The organism is Ancylomarina sp., from assembly GCF_041555295.1.
In the GTDB taxonomy this organism is placed as follows: domain Bacteria; phylum Bacteroidota; class Bacteroidia; order Bacteroidales; family Marinifilaceae; genus Ancylomarina.
Map to the genome: position 1 here is coordinate 1 of NZ_JBFFKR010000018.1, position 17,827 is coordinate 17,827.

The 17,827-nt window shown below is 37.1% G+C and carries 15 protein-coding genes; 9 read left to right on the forward strand and 6 right to left on the reverse strand.

The features are described from left to right. The 6 genes from ABY905_RS02970 to ABY905_RS02995 all read left to right on the forward strand — a co-directional run. On the forward strand, positions 1-1,375 hold a 1,375-nt coding region (locus ABY905_RS02970; protein WP_372640293.1), incomplete at its 5' end, for a hypothetical protein. 142 nt (positions 1,376-1,517) lie between these two features. Then, complete coding sequence (locus ABY905_RS02975; RefSeq protein WP_372640296.1) at positions 1,518-2,567, forward strand: sensor histidine kinase; 1,050 nt, start codon at positions 1,518-1,520, stop codon at positions 2,565-2,567. A gap of 54 nt (positions 2,568-2,621) precedes the next feature. Then, entirely contained in the window at positions 2,622-3,671 is a 1,050-nt protein-coding gene (locus ABY905_RS02980; protein WP_372640300.1) for a histidine kinase, read from the forward strand. Between the two features lie 140 nt (positions 3,672-3,811). Next, positions 3,812-4,588: a LytR/AlgR family response regulator transcription factor gene (locus tag ABY905_RS02985; RefSeq protein WP_372640303.1), complete on the forward strand. Its 777-nt coding sequence runs from the start codon at positions 3,812-3,814 to the stop codon at positions 4,586-4,588. Positions 4,589-5,041: 453 nt separating this feature from the next. Further along, positions 5,042-5,449, forward strand: coding sequence for a DUF3244 domain-containing protein (locus ABY905_RS02990; protein WP_372640306.1), 408 nt, complete (start codon positions 5,042-5,044; stop codon positions 5,447-5,449). Positions 5,450-5,768: 319 nt separating this feature from the next. Then, complete coding sequence (locus ABY905_RS02995) at positions 5,769-7,481, forward strand: dipeptidase (protein ID WP_372640308.1); 1,713 nt, start codon at positions 5,769-5,771, stop codon at positions 7,479-7,481. A 168-nt stretch (positions 7,482-7,649) separates the two neighbouring features. Here ABY905_RS02995 and ABY905_RS03000 read toward each other — a convergent pair whose 3' ends face one another. Continuing rightward, complete coding sequence (locus ABY905_RS03000) at positions 7,650-7,946, reverse strand: hypothetical protein (RefSeq protein WP_372640310.1); 297 nt, start codon at positions 7,944-7,946, stop codon at positions 7,650-7,652. Between the two features lie 1,033 nt (positions 7,947-8,979). Here ABY905_RS03000 and ABY905_RS03005 point away from each other — a divergent pair. Then, positions 8,980-9,675 (forward strand): hypothetical protein, encoded by a 696-nt coding sequence (locus ABY905_RS03005; RefSeq protein WP_372640312.1) that lies wholly within the window; start codon positions 8,980-8,982, stop codon positions 9,673-9,675. Between the two features lie 169 nt (positions 9,676-9,844). On the opposite strand, the gene ABY905_RS03010 is transcribed toward ABY905_RS03005, so the two are convergent. From ABY905_RS03010 to ABY905_RS03030, 5 genes are all read right to left on the reverse strand, one after another. After that, positions 9,845-10,141 carry a hypothetical protein gene (locus ABY905_RS03010; protein ID WP_372640314.1) on the reverse strand — a complete coding sequence of 99 codons (297 nt, stop codon included), beginning with the start codon at positions 10,139-10,141 and terminating at the stop codon, positions 9,845-9,847. 168 nt (positions 10,142-10,309) lie between these two features. Further along, complete coding sequence (locus tag ABY905_RS03015; protein ID WP_372640317.1) at positions 10,310-11,554, reverse strand: hypothetical protein; 1,245 nt, start codon at positions 11,552-11,554, stop codon at positions 10,310-10,312. Positions 11,555-11,590: 36 nt separating this feature from the next. Continuing rightward, positions 11,591-13,042, reverse strand: a complete 1,452-nt coding sequence (locus tag ABY905_RS03020) for a carbon starvation protein A (protein ID WP_372640320.1) — start codon at positions 13,040-13,042, stop codon at positions 11,591-11,593. A gap of 316 nt (positions 13,043-13,358) precedes the next feature. Then, the gene (locus ABY905_RS03025) at positions 13,359-14,000 is read right to left on the reverse strand and encodes a response regulator (protein ID WP_372640324.1); all 642 of its coding nucleotides are present in this window, start codon (positions 13,998-14,000) and stop codon (positions 13,359-13,361) included. A 20-nt stretch (positions 14,001-14,020) separates the two neighbouring features. Then, positions 14,021-16,576 carry an ABC transporter substrate binding protein gene (locus tag ABY905_RS03030; RefSeq protein WP_372640326.1) on the reverse strand — a complete coding sequence of 852 codons (2,556 nt, stop codon included), beginning with the start codon at positions 16,574-16,576 and terminating at the stop codon, positions 14,021-14,023. Between the two features lie 288 nt (positions 16,577-16,864). Between ABY905_RS03030 and tsaA the strand changes: the two genes are divergently transcribed. Together tsaA and ABY905_RS03040 are read left to right on the forward strand one after the other, a co-directional pair. After that, entirely contained in the window at positions 16,865-17,341 is a 477-nt protein-coding gene (gene tsaA, locus ABY905_RS03035; RefSeq protein ID WP_372640328.1) for a tRNA (N6-threonylcarbamoyladenosine(37)-N6)-methyltransferase TrmO, read from the forward strand. 145 nt (positions 17,342-17,486) lie between these two features. Continuing rightward, on the forward strand, positions 17,487-17,723 hold the full coding sequence (locus ABY905_RS03040) for a hypothetical protein (RefSeq protein WP_372640330.1): 237 nt from the start codon (positions 17,487-17,489) through the stop codon (positions 17,721-17,723). Positions 17,724-17,827: the final 104 nt, after the last annotated feature.

Sequence of the window (17,827 nt, forward strand, 5' to 3'; positions counted from 1 at the left end):
AGCAAGCCCATTGAGTTTAGATAAGGATATTACAAATCGTGAAAGCTCGAATTGGAAAGCTGAGAATATTAAAGTCTCGTCTCATGGAGAAATTGAGTTCAATAATGATTATACTGATGTAATAAGTATTACTAGTGATGGCTACCTGAAAATTAGCATGGTAAGTTTCGGAATGACACGTAAGCTTTATTTCCGATCACAAGAAGGTCAACTTGATAAACTTTATTTTGAAGGAAATAACCAAGTTAAATTTGAGCCCAAAGGTCGTGAATGGATGCAAGAAGTACTACCTCAAGTGGTACGTAACTCAGGTTTAGATTTAAAGAACCGTGTTAATAAAGTATATGAAAAAGGTGGTGTTGATGCTTTTCTATCAGAATTAGAAGCAACTGACAGTGATTATTTCAAATCACGTATGGTTCATTACCTTTTGGATAACCACGACTTAGGAAAGAAAGAAAAAGAAAAGCTTTTAAAAGGTTTCCCATCTCATATCGATTCTGATTATGAGCTTTCTCAAATCTTTAAAAAGCACAATTCAGTATTCATAGATGACAGTATTCTTTCAAAGGAGTTTTTTAATAGCCTGAATCAAGTTTCATCAGACTATGAATTATCTCAGATTTTGAATTCTGTTTTCAAGAATAATGATTTAAACGAGGCAAGCTTTGAACTCTTCATATCGGCAATGGATGATATTGATTCTGATTTTGAAAAATCCAATTTAATCAAGCTGGCTATCTCAGAAGGAAAAAATTCGACCATAAAACTAGATCTTATTCTAAATAACTTAAAGAGTATTGATTCCGATTATGAAAAAGGAGTCATCATCAAAACTGTTATCAATGAGGAATTATTTGATCTTGATAATATCGATAAAATAATCGAATTGAGCAGAGAAATTTCTTCTGATTATGAGCATACTCAAATCATGAAAAATATGATTAAGCATAAGATGATAACACCTCAGAACAAGGCTAAATTCAAAGAAATGATGGATGATATTTCTTCAGAATATTCATATAAGGAGATACTGCTTGACTTTATGGAGTATGATAAACTGGGTGAAGAAAACTTTGATTTTTTGATGGAGGCTTCAGATAAAATTTCATCCTCTTATGAACTGAGTCAACTTTATAAAATGATGTTGAATAGAGAAGATCTAAGTACAAAACAACAACTAACACTCATCGAAAAAGCAAGTAATATCAGTTCTGATTATGAATACTCATCCTTTCTGCTTGAAGCGGCAAGAAAGCTGGATTTGGATAATGAAAAAATTCAAAATGCATTGATTGATGCTACTCAAAAAATTGATTCGGAATATGATTATGGCAAAATTATGAAGGCCATATACTCTCATAAAAAAAATTAAAGATTCATAATTACGCTTTTCTAGTTAGTTGAGATTTCATGACTTTACGACCTCTTATTGTAAAGTCATGAAGTTTCTTTTATAATTAGCCTTTAATTAAATCTCAATTCGTAACTTCAAGTATTCCAAACTCTTTCATACTATGTCGCAATATTTGCGTTTTATCGTCATAAGTCCAGCTTTCGGAATACTTAGCTATATGCTTAGTTATTATAGTCAAATTGGGGAACTACCTTCTCTCCAAAAAGAATTTATTCCCTATATAACATCTGCGACTTTTGGCCTACTTGCTGGATTTTCAGCTATGGGTATAGGTAAGCTTCTCAATAAATTTGTGAGTTGGAAAAAGAAACACAGCTTTCGTTTTCTACTTCAATGTTTGGCTCTTTTTTTAGCGGGTTGCATTCTTATAGTTTGTTACCTTGAGCTTTTTGACATGATGCTCGGGACCAAAATGACCTATGAAAAGTTTTGGTTAGAATATAAAGACCAATTCTTAAAAACCTTACTTATTCTTTTCATTTTCGTCTTTATATATACCATTCTCGATTTCATGATTTACTCTTTCAACTACCTTAAGAGAGAAGAAATCCAATCTGTAGAGATGATTAACAATCAAATGAATTTGCAGTTTAAAGCATTAAAATCTCAACTTAACCCACACTTTCTTTTCAATTCACTCAATACAATTTCATCTCTACTCTATAAAGATCCTGAGAAGGCTGAAGAGTTTATTAGAAAGTTTGCGGAGAGTTATCGTTTTATACTAGATCAGAACGATAAAGCGCTTATTCCACTTGAAAAAGAGCTCGCCTTTGTTAAAGCATACAACTATATCCTCAGAATGCGATTTCAGGATTCTTATAAGCTTAGTGTTGATTTGCCTGAGATTGTACGAAACAGTTTTGTACCTCCCTTAAGTATTCAGATGTTAGTTGAAAATGCAATTAAGCACAATTTAATTTCTAAAAATTCCCCCTTAGAAATTAAACTAAAGTGCAAAGACAATTATCTGCATGTAAGCAATAACATTAACCCTTTACGCAAACAGGCTGAGTCCTTCCAAATTGGGATAGAAAATATAAAGAAGCGTTATGCCTTTTTCACAAATGATAATATTATCCTGGAAAAAACAGATTTCTTTACAGTTAGCTTACCCCTGATTACTGAAAATAATCGGCGTTTGAATTAAAAACCAATTTATATCTTAGAACATTACAAATGAACTAGCCACATAAACAAGGTAATGAAAACTAAATATCTCAACCAATCTCTATATCGAATATTTACCCCTTTAGTCGCAGGGATTTTTGTCTACATACTCCTTCTGTTGGTATTCGACCGTCTATCCGAAATCATCAATAATTTTCAGCCAGATGAATTGGGTTTTCTGATCTTAGTCAACTACATTTTATTCGAAACCTATAGACTTTGGATAAACGCCTTTGAAAAATCTAATCGTTTCATATCTGCACCATGGATAAAAAAGAGTTTCCTTTTTTTAGGAAGCTTTATAATTACTATTTCTCTAGTATCGGCCTGTTTATGGCTGTATTTCAACTATTATATTGGGATGAGTAGTTTTGGATCACAACTCATATCGCTGCTAATTGTTTTTATTCTAGTTGGGATTCTCTATCACCTTTTTTATATCAGCATTACCTTTCTCGATAAGCAAAACTCGCTCCTATTACAGAAAGAAGAGCTTAATAGAAAAAATATTCAGTACGAACTCGAGGTGTTTAGAAATAAGATCAACCCTGATTTTCTATACAATTCTCTTGAGGGCATTATCAGCTTAATCCGAAAGAATAATGTCGATCAGGCTGAGAAGCATATCGATTATTTGGCCTTATTCTATCGTAGAATTCTTGGGAACCGCTATTCAGAAATTATCAGTCTTGAAAATGAAATAAAAAAAATTGAACACTATCTAGCAATTCAGAACTATTTGTATTCTGGTAATCTATCTGTAGAATGGCAGCTGGCAACAAGTGCAAAGGAGATTATGATTGTTCCCAACACCGTTCTACAAACGATAAATCTGATTGAGCAAACCCAATTGGTAAATGCCAATACAAAATTAAACATCAGAGTGGAGATCGAAGATGAATACATTTGCTTTAAATATAACTCATCAGCTCGGTTAAAAGGAGACATCAAGCCTAATACTTTACTAGATGTTATTAATCATAGCATCAGCTTTTATAGTAACTTAAAAGCTATCTTTATTGAAGAAGATAAAATATGTATGGTAAAAATCCCCAAAATTGAATTGGAGAACCACCAAGCATAACAAAACAATAATCTAACGATCTCTTTATAGAGAATATATGAAATAATACGCAGTATGAAACGAGCCATTAATTAGGGTTTCCACTCCTAAGACTAGTATGGCAACTTACATGAGGCAAATTAAAAACAAATTATAGACACATGAAAGTCATAATAATTGAAGACGAAGTTTTAGCCGCAGAAAAACTTGAACGCTTAATCAATAAATACGATTCCAAAATTGAAATTATAGAACGTTTCGATTCTGTGAGTGAGTCGAGTATCTGGTTGGGTAATCCCGACAATAAAATTGACCTTATCTTTCTTGACATTCATTTGGTTGACGGTTTGAGTTTCGAAATTTTCAATCGAGTACAAGTTCAAACACCTATTATATTCACAACGGCTTATAATGAGTATGCTCTAAATGCATTCAAATTAAACAGCATCGACTATCTCCTAAAGCCAGTTAGTTTCGACGACTTGTTTACCAGCATGAAAAAGCTAGAAAATATGCGAGCCTCTCTTTCTTCAGAGCCAAACCTCAGAAGTTTCGAAAATCTAAGTCAGGTATTATCTAAAATTCAGAAGAACTATAAAACGCGCTTCATGATTAAAGTAGGTGAAAAACTACGTTCTTTCACTTGCAACGAAATAGATCTCTTTTATAGCGAAGGCCGTGATGTCTTTATTCTACTTAAAGAAGGCAAGCATTATATTATCGATTACAAAATGGAGGAATTGCAGGAACTCTTAAACCCTGATGAATTTTTCCGTATTGGACGATCATTCATTGTTAATATTAATGCGATATCACGTGTTAATATCCATTCCAACTCACGTCTGAAAGTCAAACTCAATCAGGAAACAGATAAAGAGCTTATTGTTTCGCGTGAAAAAGTGAATGACTTTAAAGATTGGTTCAGTGGAAATCAATGAGGTTAGTTATTCTGTAAAATCGTTTAAAAAGGATGCAAGCACTTTTCTATATAAAAGATGCTTGCATTTTTTATTTCATCTATACTCTGATCAAATAAAAGGAACTCTCTTCGAAAAAATGGCATCCTTTTCTTTCAAAAAAACCTCCTTTCAAAAGCAATATTCAAGAAATTGACGTTTTCACTCCATTTTCAATATTTACGAAAACGTTATCATAATTGGATAATTATCAAAACAGCCCTATTAATGATAATTTTCTCTAATAAACTTCTCTAGCGCAAACATTTTCGGGGCATCCCGAAACCGTTTGTATTGAAAATAATTGCAAAAACAGCCCTCTCAAGCAATTTTATCTAGATCATTTCTAAGATTACTTCATAGATTTACAATGTCAAACGAAACCACTTAAAGCGTTTGACAAAACAATTAATTATTAACCAAAATTTTTAAAAGATGAAAAATTTAAAATTGAAATTGAAAGGATTGGCCTTAGTCGCCCTATTCACATTAAGTTTAAACGCTGCCTATGCTAGCGGAAACATTCGTATCAACCCATATTTAAACACCGACTATTCTATTGTGTCTGTATTTAATACAAGTACAACAGATCTTAAGTTGAAAGTTTACGACGAGGCTGGTCATGTTTTTTATAGCGTAACTGTAGAAGCAGAAACCAACACACAAAAACTTTTCGATCTATCTAACTTATCAGATGGTAACTACGCCTTAGTTTTAGTTGGTAAAAACACTCGTGTAGAAGAAACCTTTCAGGTAGCAAGTAAAAAACTCCTTGTTACAAATGAATTGATGCAACTAGCAGAGAATAGAATTAAAAGCTCGATCGATGCCAACAGAAAGTAAAGATTCCGACTACTGCGGTGTTTGCATAAAACATCAACATTTATATAAGTGTATCCCTCAACAATAAGAGATACACTTATTTTTTTGCCCAAAATCCACACATCCCTCCTTAGCTCAATCTTCTCAAAGTCAAGAATAGCATATTATTCAACACATATCAACAAAACATTTATCACTTTCTAATCTCCCATTTTTTGCTATTTTTGTACAGCTTCGATCAGTTTCGGGAATTTTAAACTCTCAAAACGACCGAACTACAAAAAACAAATTATACTGAATACAAATATTAACTGTCTTTAGACCAGCTAAAACGATTAGAATGAAAAAGTTATCGATTTTCGTATCACTGTTCATGTTGTTAGCCATTTTTACAGCTTCAACTGCCAGTGCATGTACCAATTACCTTGTTACCAGAGGTGCCAGTGCCGATGGTTCTAACATGATTACCTATGCCGCTGACTCACACGTTTTATACGGTGAGCTTTACTTCCGTCCTGCAGCTGATTGGGCTGAAGGTACTATGATTGATGTATATGAGTGGGATACTGGAAAGTACTTAGGTCAAATTCCTCAGGTTGCACATACATACTCTGTAGTAGGAAACATGAATGAATTTCAGTTGGCTATTGGCGAAACCACATGGGGTGGCGTTGAGCAATTGGGTTCACAAGAAGGTGCGCTTATCGATTACGGTAGCCTTATTTATTTAGCTCTTCAGCGTTCTAAAAATGCTCGTGAAGCGATAAAAGTAATGACTGAATTAGTTGAAACTTACGGTTACTATAGCTCAGGTGAGTCTTTCTCTATCTCTGATAAAAATGAGATTTGGATTCTTGAGTTGATTGGTAAAGGTAATGGCGAAAAAGGTGCTGTTTGGGCGGCTCGTATGATTCCTGACGGTTATGTTAGTGGACACGCGAATCACGCTCGTATCACAACTTTCCCTTTGGAAGGTAAAACGTCTATCTCGTCTGATAAAATCGACAAAATTTTTGATACTGACATAACAACTGTATACGCTAAGGATGTAATTTCTTTCGCAAAAGAGAAAGCGCTTTATCCTAAGGAAGGTAAAAACAAAGATTTTAGTTTCTCTGATTCTTATGGCCCTGTTGATTTCGGTGGTGCTCGTTACTGCGAAATGCGTGTTTGGACTTTCTTCAACCGTGTAAACGCTGATATGGCTGAGCATTTCGATTACGCTAAAGGAAACATTAAGCTTGATAAAAAAGGATATGCAACTAACCGTATGCCTCTTTGGATTAAGCCAGATCATAAAGTTAAACTTTCAGAGGTTAAGGATGCAATGAGAGATCACCTTGAAGGTACTGAACTTGATATGGCAAAAGATATGGGTGCAGGTCCTTTTGGTAACCCTTACCGTTGGAGACCATTAACATGGGAAGTTGACGGCGTAACTTATTGCAACGAGCGTGCTACTGCAACTCAGCAAACAGGTTTCTCTTTCGTCGCTCAGTCTCGTAACTGGTTACCCGATGCAGTAGGTGGAATCAACTGGTTTGGTGTTGACGATGCGGCTTCTACCGTATATTTCCCAATGTATTGCTCAGCAACTCGTGTTCCTGAAACTTTTGCTGTTGGTAATGGTAAATTGATGGATTTCACTAATAAGTCTGCATTCTGGGTATTCAACCAGGTAAGTAACTTTGCTTATACTCGTTATTCAGAGATTCACCCTGAAATTAGAGCAAAGCAAATCGCTCTTGAAGCAAAATATGAGAAATTTACAGCGATTATCGATATGGCTGCTGAAGGCATGATTAAGGCTGACAAGGCTGCTGCTATCGAATTCTTAACTGACTTCTCTTGTAACCAAGGTGACAACCTTACAAACGAGTGGAGAAACTTCTACGGTTACCTATTTGCTAAGTTTATGGATGGTAACATCAAAACTAAGGATGGTAACAATCAGAATCCTACAATGAAACAACCAGGTTACAGCGAAAAATGGAAAAAAGCTGTTGCAAACGATACGGGTGACCAACTTAAAGTAAAAGGTCCTTCTCATTAATCGAGAACTCACCCAATAGATATAAAAAAAGGAGGCTTCGGCTTCCTTTTTTTTTTTGCTCTATCCATCTACCCTTAACGTATATATTTCCCGCTGATTATGCAGATAATCGCAGATGAGAAATATATTGCATGTCCCAGTAAGAAATCCTAAAGGTCTAAATGAATACTATTGATGAGACCAGGGGGTTTTGACTTGCTTAACCGTGTCATTCTCATCGAGAACCTGAGGTACCGAACAATGAATATAGCAAGTCAGTTGAAAAAGGTTTTTATAACGAAAACTGCGATCAACAAAATTACAGATTTCTATTTCTGATCCATTTTCATTGATAAATTTATCCTTTCTGGTATAGCGAGTAGTGATGTGAAGTGATCGAGAATCGTCTCCTAAAAATTTAACATTTTTCACCTCCCAATTATTAGGCAAGTCTAATGCTAAGCGAATTAATTCTATGCTGTTCATACTAAATCGAATTTAAGATGAAACCTCTCTGGATGGGTATTAACAAAGATATGAAACAAAACAGACTCGTCAATAGGTGTATACTTGAAAATACTACAATGGCAAACAATAAAATTAATGGAGGTAAATTTTTTATAGGACTTGACTAAGTTCAAATCCATTCATACCATCAAATTGTAAAGGGAAACGCCAATGGCGTTTCCCTTTTTTATTTCTACAGCAAAGACCAATAGAAATACCCCCCTCTCTCCCATTGCAACAAACTGACAGTCTCAAATCACCCGACCAAAGCCATCATAACGAAAAACACACTGTCAAATAAAACCCCATAATTAAAGGCTTTACAAACACCTTAAGCGCCTTCGGAAAAACTTGACAGATTTGACAAGTAAAAATAAGGTGTATTTTACTTAATTTTAATAGTGCTCTAAAAATAGGTGCTGGAGATGAGTGGTTTTGTCTATCACGAAGATGGATAAACGATGGGTTAAAAGGAAACAATAAACTTCAATACAAATCAGAGCAAAGCGTTAGAGTTTCAATCTAAGGGATATTAGGATAGTCGTCGAAATAAAGACGGCACACATTCAAGCGTAAGTATCGAACTTAAAACGAATAATCTATGAGAGCAAACAAGCCGGAAATGGCAGCCAGCCTATCGGGCGGAAGGGTAAACTGTAAGGAATGCCTGTCGAATTAAAAAAGGACTCCCCGCCCGGATTGTGGAACATCCGCCCAAGTATCGGCATAGCCCGCCCGGTTTGTGGAACTTCCGCCCGAGTAGCGGTATGGCCCGCCCGGTTTGTGGAGCCTCCGCCCGAGCAGCGGCATAGCCCGCCCGGTTTGTGGAGCCTCCGCCCGAGCAGCGGCATAGCCCGCCCGATCGGCTGAGCTTCCGCCAAAAGAAATTAGAATCGAACCCGGAAAAACAAGCTATTTAGGATGAGCCCCTGTTTTTCAGTACTCTCTCACAACCGGAATTTATGTCCGGATTTATATGCATCTCTATTTTATAACCCAAACATGTTTTAAAATGTCGAGAAACGAAAGACTATTTAAAATACCGGAAGCCAGTCTTCTGGAACATGCTGAGGTGGTAGCTGAAATGTTCCCTACTGATGCAGCAGATTTCATGGCTTTGGATTCTACTTTTACAGTAGAATACGGAACCACAATTAAGAATGCAGTGGGTGCCGTAACAGCACTCAAATCGGATCAGGTGATTATTGACCAAATGGCTGAACTCACGCAAGACGTGCTGGATAGCATGGGCACCTGCAATACCGATTACAAAACCGTAGCCTACTTTGTACGCAAAGCCTTTAAAGACAATAAGGCTGTGCAAAATCAATTTGGTTTTAACGACCTTGCAAAGGTTAGGGATTCTCAGGCTAAAATGGTTCTTTTTATGGAAGAACATGCAGGCACGGCTATGGAGCACAAAACCGAGCTTGTAGCCCAGGGCTGCAACGAAGCACTGATCGACAAACTACATGTTGATGCCCTGAATCTAAAAACGGCGAACATTAAGCAGGAAAAATTTAAAAAAGAGCGGGGTGTCATCACTCAGGAACGTGTTCAGTTTCTGAATGAAGTCTACAGCTTGGTAAAGCCCCTAAGCGATGTGGCACAAATCATTTATAGCGATGATGCCGCCCATCTGGCGAAATACAGCTTGCCAAAACCCAAATCGTCGCAAAATACACCCGACGATTTAATTGAATCCTAAGCAGTACAAAAGAAAAATCCCCACTCAGTTTAGATGCGCTGAATGGGGCTCTTTTTTTTCTCAATCCATCTATCCTTAGCGTATATCTTTCCCGCTGATTATGCAGATAATCGCAGATGAGAAACATAGGGCATATCCCGGTAAGAAATCCTAAAGGTATAAATGAATTCTAATGATGATACCAAGGGGTTTTCACTTGCTTAATGGTGTCATTCTTATCACGAATCTGGGGTACCAAACAATGAATATAGCAAGTCAGTTCGAAGAGGTTTTTATAACGAAAGCTACGATCAATAAAATTGCAGATTTCTATTTCAGATCCATTCTCATTGAGGAATTTATCCTTTCGCGTATAGCAAGTCGTAATGTGGAGTGATTGAGAATCGTCTCCGGAAAATTCAAAATCTTTTACTTCCCAATTAACAGGCAAGTCTAATGCTAAGCGAATTAATTCTATGCTGTTCATACTAAATCGAATTTAAGATGAAACGTCTCTGAATAAGTATTAACAAAGATATGAAACAAAACAGGCCCGTCAGAACGACGGACCTGTTCTTTCTATTTACCAAAAAAACAAAACTATACTCATAAATATCGCCTGATAGCTTTGCTTTTCATTTTGTGATTCAGATATCTAGAAAGAGTATTTTACATGCAAGAGTAATCTTGTACTGCTTACAAGATCGGCATCAGCTACAGTACCATCTATTTGAGTTGTACCATAAGCAGCACCCGTATAGATGATTTCACCACCAAATTTCATTTTACCTGATAGGAATTCGATACGTGGAGAAATTTGGTATAGATAATCGATATTCGATCCACGACTATACACGCCAATAAACTTATCATCAGATCCTTTTGCCAAATCGTCTTCAGCACCTAAATTCTTACTATATCCCAGGTTTAAACCATAACGAACATTACCCGTTGTTGTAAACAAATCAGAGGTTAAATTCATGGTAGAGATATTGGTGTATTCGTAATCGCCATTAGCTTTCACATTTTTCACACCGTATCCGCCAATCATCACGAAGTTATACATGTTCTGACCATAGATTCCCTGAAGGTTCCACTTCAATTTCTTACCAGTCATACCTAACCAGGTATTGAAATAGTAACTCCCCAGTTTCTCATCTGTTTTTACACCATTGCTATTTACGGTAAGCGGCATAATTGTTTTGTAACCTGCAGTAAAACCTGCTTCTACTCCTTTTGTTAAGTTTGTCTTTACTTGAGCCGTAAATTCAGGAATACTGGCCTGCTGAGCATACTTTTCGCTAGCACCATCAGGTCCGGTACTTTTAAAATCCATTTCGGATAAAGCGGTAAAACTCAATGTGGTATTCGTATTTAGCTTACGAGTGTATCGCAACTGTGGCGCACGGTTCAATAATCCGAAAGGAAGACCAGCTCCCCAGTGCAAAACATGTGGATAGGCAGAAGGCACAAACATAGGATGCCAGAATTTACCCGCAATCAGTTGATCTTTTTCCCAATCCAATTTAATAAAAGCATGACGAAGACGGAACAAACCCGTTTTATCGTTTGATGTTCCTACAAAATCACCCTCAATTACTGCTGACCCTTGAGCTCCAAAGGCTTCGAAACCTGCAACAGTAGCGCGCAAACGCGATTGCACGGTTGTCATGAAAAACTCTGAGCGATCGTTCAAATCATTGCCCTCAGAATCAAACGATTTATTGGCAGGATACAAAAGGATAGCGCATTCACGAGAGTTGACTGTTTTACGTGTATCGAAATAGCTTTCTGCTGCAACGAATCCACTCAACTTTACACTTACTTTTTTTTCTTGTGCTTTGGCTGAAATTCCTGTTAGAATCAAGGCCACCATGCATATAAGATATCTATTTTTCATTATTTCCCAGTTTTATAGATGTTTAGGTTTGGATAATTACACGTGTACTTTTACTTCTTTCAATACGGGTTTATTCTTTTTCTTGTTCGCCGCGTATAAAAAAATTGACAAAGTCGCAAATGTAGTTAAAATGCCAACTGTATAAGCAATAGTATGCGAAACATGGAAACCTTCAGGAGCAATAAGAATGTAAGTTGTAACAACAGCCGTCATAAATGTGGCAGGAATGGTAGCGAACCAATGGCTGCGACCTTTAGTCACCATATACATGGCAGCCGTCCACAATACAATAGTGGCAAGCGTTTGGTTAGCCCATCCGAAATATCTCCAGATAATAGCGAAGTTGACTTGAGTCAATAAAAAGCCGATAGCAAACAAAGGAAGTGTAATCGCTAAACGCTGAATCAATTTCTTTTGAGAATAACCAAAAGAGTCAGCAATAGTCAAACGAGCAGAACGGAACGCAGTATCACCAGAAGTAATTGGGGCTGCAACAACACCGAAGATTGCCAATACACCACCAATTTTACCCAATAGGCTACCGCAGATTTCATTCACAACCCAGGCTGCATTGTGTCCTGACTGTCCCATGGTTTCGCCCAATTCGCGAACACCACCAAAGAAGGTCATGGCAGCAGCTGCCCAAATCATGGCAACAATACCTTCTGAAATCATTGTTCCATAAAAAATCTTTCTTCCCTGCGTCTCGTTGGTCATGCAACGAGCCATCAGTGGCGACTGAGTGGCGTGAAAACCAGATATGGCACCACAGGCAATCGTAATAAACAACATTGGGAAAACAACAAACTTAGAAGGATTGGCATGCATGTTGGCAAAATTGGTTGCCGTTAATTCTGGAATACTGTGATCGCCAAAGATTAAAGCACCAGCAATACCAAAAGCCATTACCAAAAGGGAAAGACCAAAAATTGGGTATATTTTTCCAATCAATTTATCAATTGGAATCATAGTAGCTAATATATAGTATAAGAAAATACCACCAATCAATATAGAAACATTAACTCCTGTTAGTCCGGTAAGAATGGCAGCAGGACCTTTTATAAAGACAACGCCCACAAGCACTAATAGAATAACAGAAAAGACACGCATGAATTTTTTCATCCCTGCACCCAAATATTTCCCAACCACTTCGGGGATACTGGCTCCACCGTGGCGAACCGAAAGCATTCCAGAGAAATAGTCGTGAACCCCACCGGCAAAAATACAGCCGACAACAATCCATATAAAGGCAATTGGTCCCCAAAGAGCACCAGCAATAGCTCCAAAGATAGGTCCCAAGCCGGCAATATTAAGGAATTGAATCAAGAAGATCTTCCTCCAGTTCATAGGAACGAAATCGACACCATCTGCTTTTGCAATTGCTGGCGTAACCAGGTCAGGATCGACCCCAAATTTTTTCTCAACAAATTTTCCGTAAATCAGATACCCTAGAATAAGGGCAACTATACTTAAAATAAAAGTTATCATACTCGTGTTGTTTTGTTTGTAAATAGCTCTTAGTAAAGTGAATCGAATCACTACAAACAAAACAAGCCGATTTGGCAGGAGCAAAAAAGGTAGAAAAGACCTATTTGTGAGACAGACAATACCCATTTCGTCATGGGTGTATTCACCCACATTTCTGACATCTAAATCCTTAGATGATTAACAGAGAGAATATTACGTATCTTATTTTGAATACATCTACACAGCAGAAAACGTTTGCGTAGACTAAAAAACCTTAATATTTGTAAAAAAAAAAATGCTTTTTCAGGGGGACAAATTAGGTTCCTTAATTGAGGGCTTATACTTCAATAATTCTATTTTTTACGGCATACATCACCAATGATGTCGAATTGGGACAGCCTGTTTTACTCAAAAGATTGGAACGATGACGATCAACCGTACGATTGCTGATAAAGAGTTTTTCGGCAATATCTGTATTACAAAAGCCTTCGCAAATCAACTTCAGTACTTCCAACTCTCGTTGGGTTAGTTTAACCACCTCGGTCTGAAACTGCTTTTGTTTCTTTTTATCCAGAATACCAACCAATAGTTCTTGTGAGAAATAAGTCCCTCCATTGATAACGGCCTGCAGAGCAGCAGTCAGGTCTTCAACACCCGAATTCTTTAGCAAAAAGCCCTGTACCCCGGCATCCACCATCTGATCGTAATATTCCTCTTCACCATGCATAGAGAGGACAATAATTTTAAGCTTAGGATAAAGTTTAAGCGCTTCACAGGTTGCTTCCAGTCCATTCATCTCGGGCATATTAATATCCATCAAGACAATATCGATAATCTCGTTGGCTGCCATATCGAGAAATTCCAAACCATTGGAAGCTTCACCCACCACTTTAATTTCCGGGATATCATTAAGTAAGAAACGTAATCCACTGCGAAACATTTTATGATCGTCAACTAAAGCAAGCCTGTATTCTTTCATCCTCTTCTTTTTTTTGGTATTTATAATTTCTCTTTGGATTCCACCTTAACCATAAGTACAGCCATCATACCTCCATTTACGGGGTTGCTCTTAATCTTATGCGTTCCATTTAAAGATCGAACCCGGCTCAAAATGTTGTACAGTCCCATCCCATTGGACTTCTCAGATTCCAATTTTCGAATGTCGAAACCAATTCCATCATCAATATAGATCAACTTCAGTTCATCGTCTTCGCGTGAAAGGTTAATTTCGATATTCTCTGCCTTAGCATGTTTAATCGTATTATGAATCAATTCAGTCACAACCCGGTATATCACCACTTCAACCTGTTCGTTGAGTCGCTCATTTAAATTCTCAGCATGAAAACTGATATTTATCTGCTCCGAAATCCGTAATTTTTGCGCAAAGGAATCAATGGCTTTCTCCAATCCGAAATCACTTAAAATATGAGGACTAAGATTATTTGAAATCTCCTTGATACTTACCAATGCCTCATTAACAAACTCACGGGAGACTTTAATAATACTTTCCTTTTTCTCTTTATCTTCGGTTTGCTTAAGAGCCGAAAGGTAAAGATTAATACTGGAAAGCAAAGGCCCTATTGAGTCATGCAAATCCTTAGCAAAGCGTTTCCGCTCATTTTCCTCGGTCTCAATTACCGCATTCAGAACCTTGCGCTCAGTTGCCTGTCGCTTGCTGATATCTCTTATCACAGCCAGTATCAACTGATCCTCTTCCAAATCGATCAAACTTAAATTCATCTCAACAGGAAAAGTAGAACCATCATGCCGTTTTTGAATGGATTCCACATTAATGGAATTTTTATGAGGACTGAGTGTATTCCAATATTGCTCTAAATTTTGATTTGTATACTTAGAGTCTAAATCAGCATAATTCATCTCTAACAAATCCTTATGACTATAGCCCAGTCTTTGACAAGCCGAGGAGTTGGCATCAATAATTTTTCCACTAAAGTCGTGAATCAAAATCTCGTCAGCCGCCTGTTCAATCAACGATCGCCAACGTTTTTCAGAGGCCTTGATCTGCTTCGCATCTTCCTGTATTTGCTCTTCGGCCAATTTTCGTTGTGTGATATCGGTTAGTGTGCCCACCATATTTATAGGTGCATTATCATCATCCCTATCCAAAATTTTACCTTTTCCCTTATACCACTTCCACTCCTGTTTTGCATTACAAAGGCGAAACACCACCTCAAAGGTTTCTGTTTTACCCTTTAAATAATCCAAGCGTTGGCCTTCTACTTTAGCCTGATCATCGGGATGCGTATGGGCATATACAAATTCGAGTGTATTTTTAACCCGATCGGGATCGTAGCCCAGGTTCAACCAAATTTGTTTACTGAAAGTCAGGCGTTCTGTTTTAAAATTGTGTTCCCACACCCCATCCGAATTGGAATCCAACATTCTTAGCAAGCGCGTTCTATTAACTTTTAATTCCTTATTAATGGCAAGTAATCTGTTTTCATTGCGTTTTCGTATGTATCGGGCATAAACAACAATCAAGACAATCAATAAAAGAAAAACAAATGTCAGTAACAAATAGGTTTTATTTTTCTCAAAAAACGTAAGCGGCAAATGAATAATGGTGCTCCCTTCAGGCAATTGGTCGGGTCTGATACCAAATCGCTGCATCTGATTGTAATCGAACATGAGGCTGTTGTAGCCTGTCGTTACCAGAGGAATCTTGTTGATATCCTCACCATTAATCACTCTAAAAGCAATTTGAGCTGCGAGTTTGCCCTGTTCAAAACCACTGGTTAGCATACCGCCTACAATACCCTCGTCCAAATAAAATACCCAGGAACTATAAATAGGCAGTTGAGTGGCCTCACGAATAATCTCAATATTCTCTTGGTATGAAATATAATTGCCCTCCTTATCCTTACTGAAATTCAAAAGAAGAATGATATTCGAATCATCCAATTCTTTCACTTTATCAACAAGCTCACCAATAGAGAGATTCTCTAAAAAAATCAGATTGACATCTGTTTCAATTTCGGGCCAAAATGATTTAATGTGATTACGATTGATAATGGCCGAAGTGGTCTGATTATCGTTTATCACAACCAAATTCTTCGCTTTAGGATGTAAACGTAAAGCCTCCTGAATGGTTCGCTTAAAATCGATGAATTCAGTTACTCCCGTCACATTAGTCATCCCCTCAATCAGACTCTCATCAAATTGATCAATAGAAGCAAAAACGACAGGAATATTCTTAAAATAAGTATTCTGATATTTTCTGGCAAACTCAAGAGCATTATTGTCTGAGGCAATAATCACCTCAAAAGGAATATTGTGATGTTTCAGTTCGTAGAGTTTGGCAAATTCAACCAAATAGGCAGGGTCTGAATTTCGCTTAGAATCCATATATTCAAATTGCACCTCCAAATTGTCGTGCTGCTCGAAAATAGATTGCATCCCTCGGGTAATATTATCTGTCCAATTCAACCCCTGATGATAGGAATGCAAAACCAGAATCTTTTTCTTACGTGCCCATGTTGGATTCGTTAGAAAAAGTAAACACAAAAACAAAAAAAGATAATGTTGAAATTTCATGAGACAGCTTCCTTTAGTCATACCTAATTGCTATAAAATAAAAGGACACAACAATTTCGGCCTGCGTAATTTACGAAAGCCCCTAATCAAAAGCAAATAGCAGGAATAGTGAATAAGGTCTGACAAATCGGTTCTTAAAACAGAAAAACACAGCATGAAGAACGGCATGGTTGAAATGAAATATAGATATTTCATTTATGAGTTAGATTTGATAAATTTAATGAGCCTAAATCAGTGCACAGGTGAAAATCAAGCCTTTTGAAAACGACACATTAAACTAATAATACAATGACAATAAAGTTTACAGCCATAGGAACGATACATACGCCACACAAAATAAAAGAAGGCATGCCCATTCAATCGATTAGTGCAAAGGGTATAAAAGGAAGAATTGAATTAAAAGAAGAGTACCTTGATGGACTATTGGACCTTGATGGTTTTTCACACATCATACTAATCTATCATTTTCACAAATCGGTGGGGTATAAATTACAGGTAAAACCATTCCTTGACGATAAGCTTCATGGTGTATTTTCAACAAGAGCTCCCAAAAGACCGAATGCAATAGGCATGTCTGTTGTGAAACTAATTAGTGTGAAAGGCAACAGTCTTGAGATTGAAAATGTTGACATGATAGACGGGACACCTCTTTTGGATATAAAGCCCTACGTTCCTGAATTTGACATTCATAAGATTGAAAAAGGTGGATGGATTGAGAAAAAGACAGGAAAACTTAATGATATGAAATCAGATAACAGATTTTAATTAAATAACTCTTGCTAATAAAAAACAAACACCATTTAAACGGGCGTGTATTCAGACCGTTGCCAGCAATGCAGGACTAATCAAAACATTTACAATTATGCAGAACAAAAGACTTATTTTAATTGTGCTTACTTCAATAATTCTATTGCTCATACCATTAGTAGCGATGCAGTTTACTGATGAAGTCAATTGGACACTGCTCGATTTTGTTGTAGCAGGGGCTTTATTACTCGGTACTGGTTTGATGTGCGAGCTTGTAATTAGAAAAGTTAACAATATCAGATACCGAATCGCTATCTGTGTCACTCTTCTGATAGCACTCCTTCTCATTTGGGCAGAACTTGCTGTCGGTACCTTCGGGACGATTCTCGGTGGACAGTAGATAGTATATTTAAGAAGCAAAACACTGCGGGTGTGGCAGGGAACGCAGGTATTTATCGACGAATCCTTTTGGAAAACGAATCAACTTCGATGCCGCTAATACAT

Excerpts from the sequence above, each read along its gene's own strand:
- ABY905_RS02980 (WP_372640300.1), top strand. The coding sequence starts at position 2,622 with ATGAAAACTAAATATCTCAACCAATCTCTATATCGAATATTTACCCCT.
- ABY905_RS02975 (WP_372640296.1), top strand. The coding sequence starts at position 1,518 with ATGTCGCAATATTTGCGTTTTATCGTCATAAGTCCAGCTTTCGGAATA.
- ABY905_RS03010 (WP_372640314.1), bottom strand. The coding sequence starts at position 10,141 with ATGAACAGCATAGAATTAATTCGCTTAGCATTAGACTTGCCTGTTAAT.
- ABY905_RS03015 (WP_372640317.1), bottom strand. The coding sequence starts at position 11,554 with ATGAAAAATAGATATCTTATATGCATGGTGGCCTTGATTCTAACAGGA.
- ABY905_RS03030 (WP_372640326.1), bottom strand. The coding sequence starts at position 16,576 with ATGAAATTTCAACATTATCTTTTTTTGTTTTTGTGTTTACTTTTTCTA.
- ABY905_RS03005 (WP_372640312.1), top strand. The coding sequence starts at position 8,980 with ATGTCGAGAAACGAAAGACTATTTAAAATACCGGAAGCCAGTCTTCTG.
- ABY905_RS02990 (WP_372640306.1), top strand. The coding sequence starts at position 5,042 with ATGAAAAATTTAAAATTGAAATTGAAAGGATTGGCCTTAGTCGCCCTA.
- ABY905_RS02985 (WP_372640303.1), top strand. The coding sequence starts at position 3,812 with ATGAAAGTCATAATAATTGAAGACGAAGTTTTAGCCGCAGAAAAACTT.
- ABY905_RS02995 (WP_372640308.1), top strand. The coding sequence starts at position 5,769 with ATGAAAAAGTTATCGATTTTCGTATCACTGTTCATGTTGTTAGCCATT.
- ABY905_RS03020 (WP_372640320.1), bottom strand. The coding sequence starts at position 13,042 with ATGATAACTTTTATTTTAAGTATAGTTGCCCTTATTCTAGGGTATCTG.
- ABY905_RS03025 (WP_372640324.1), bottom strand. The coding sequence starts at position 14,000 with ATGAAAGAATACAGGCTTGCTTTAGTTGACGATCATAAAATGTTTCGC.
- ABY905_RS03000 (WP_372640310.1), bottom strand. The coding sequence starts at position 7,946 with ATGAACAGCATAGAATTAATTCGCTTAGCATTAGACTTGCCTAATAAT.
- tsaA (WP_372640328.1), top strand. The coding sequence starts at position 16,865 with ATGACAATAAAGTTTACAGCCATAGGAACGATACATACGCCACACAAA.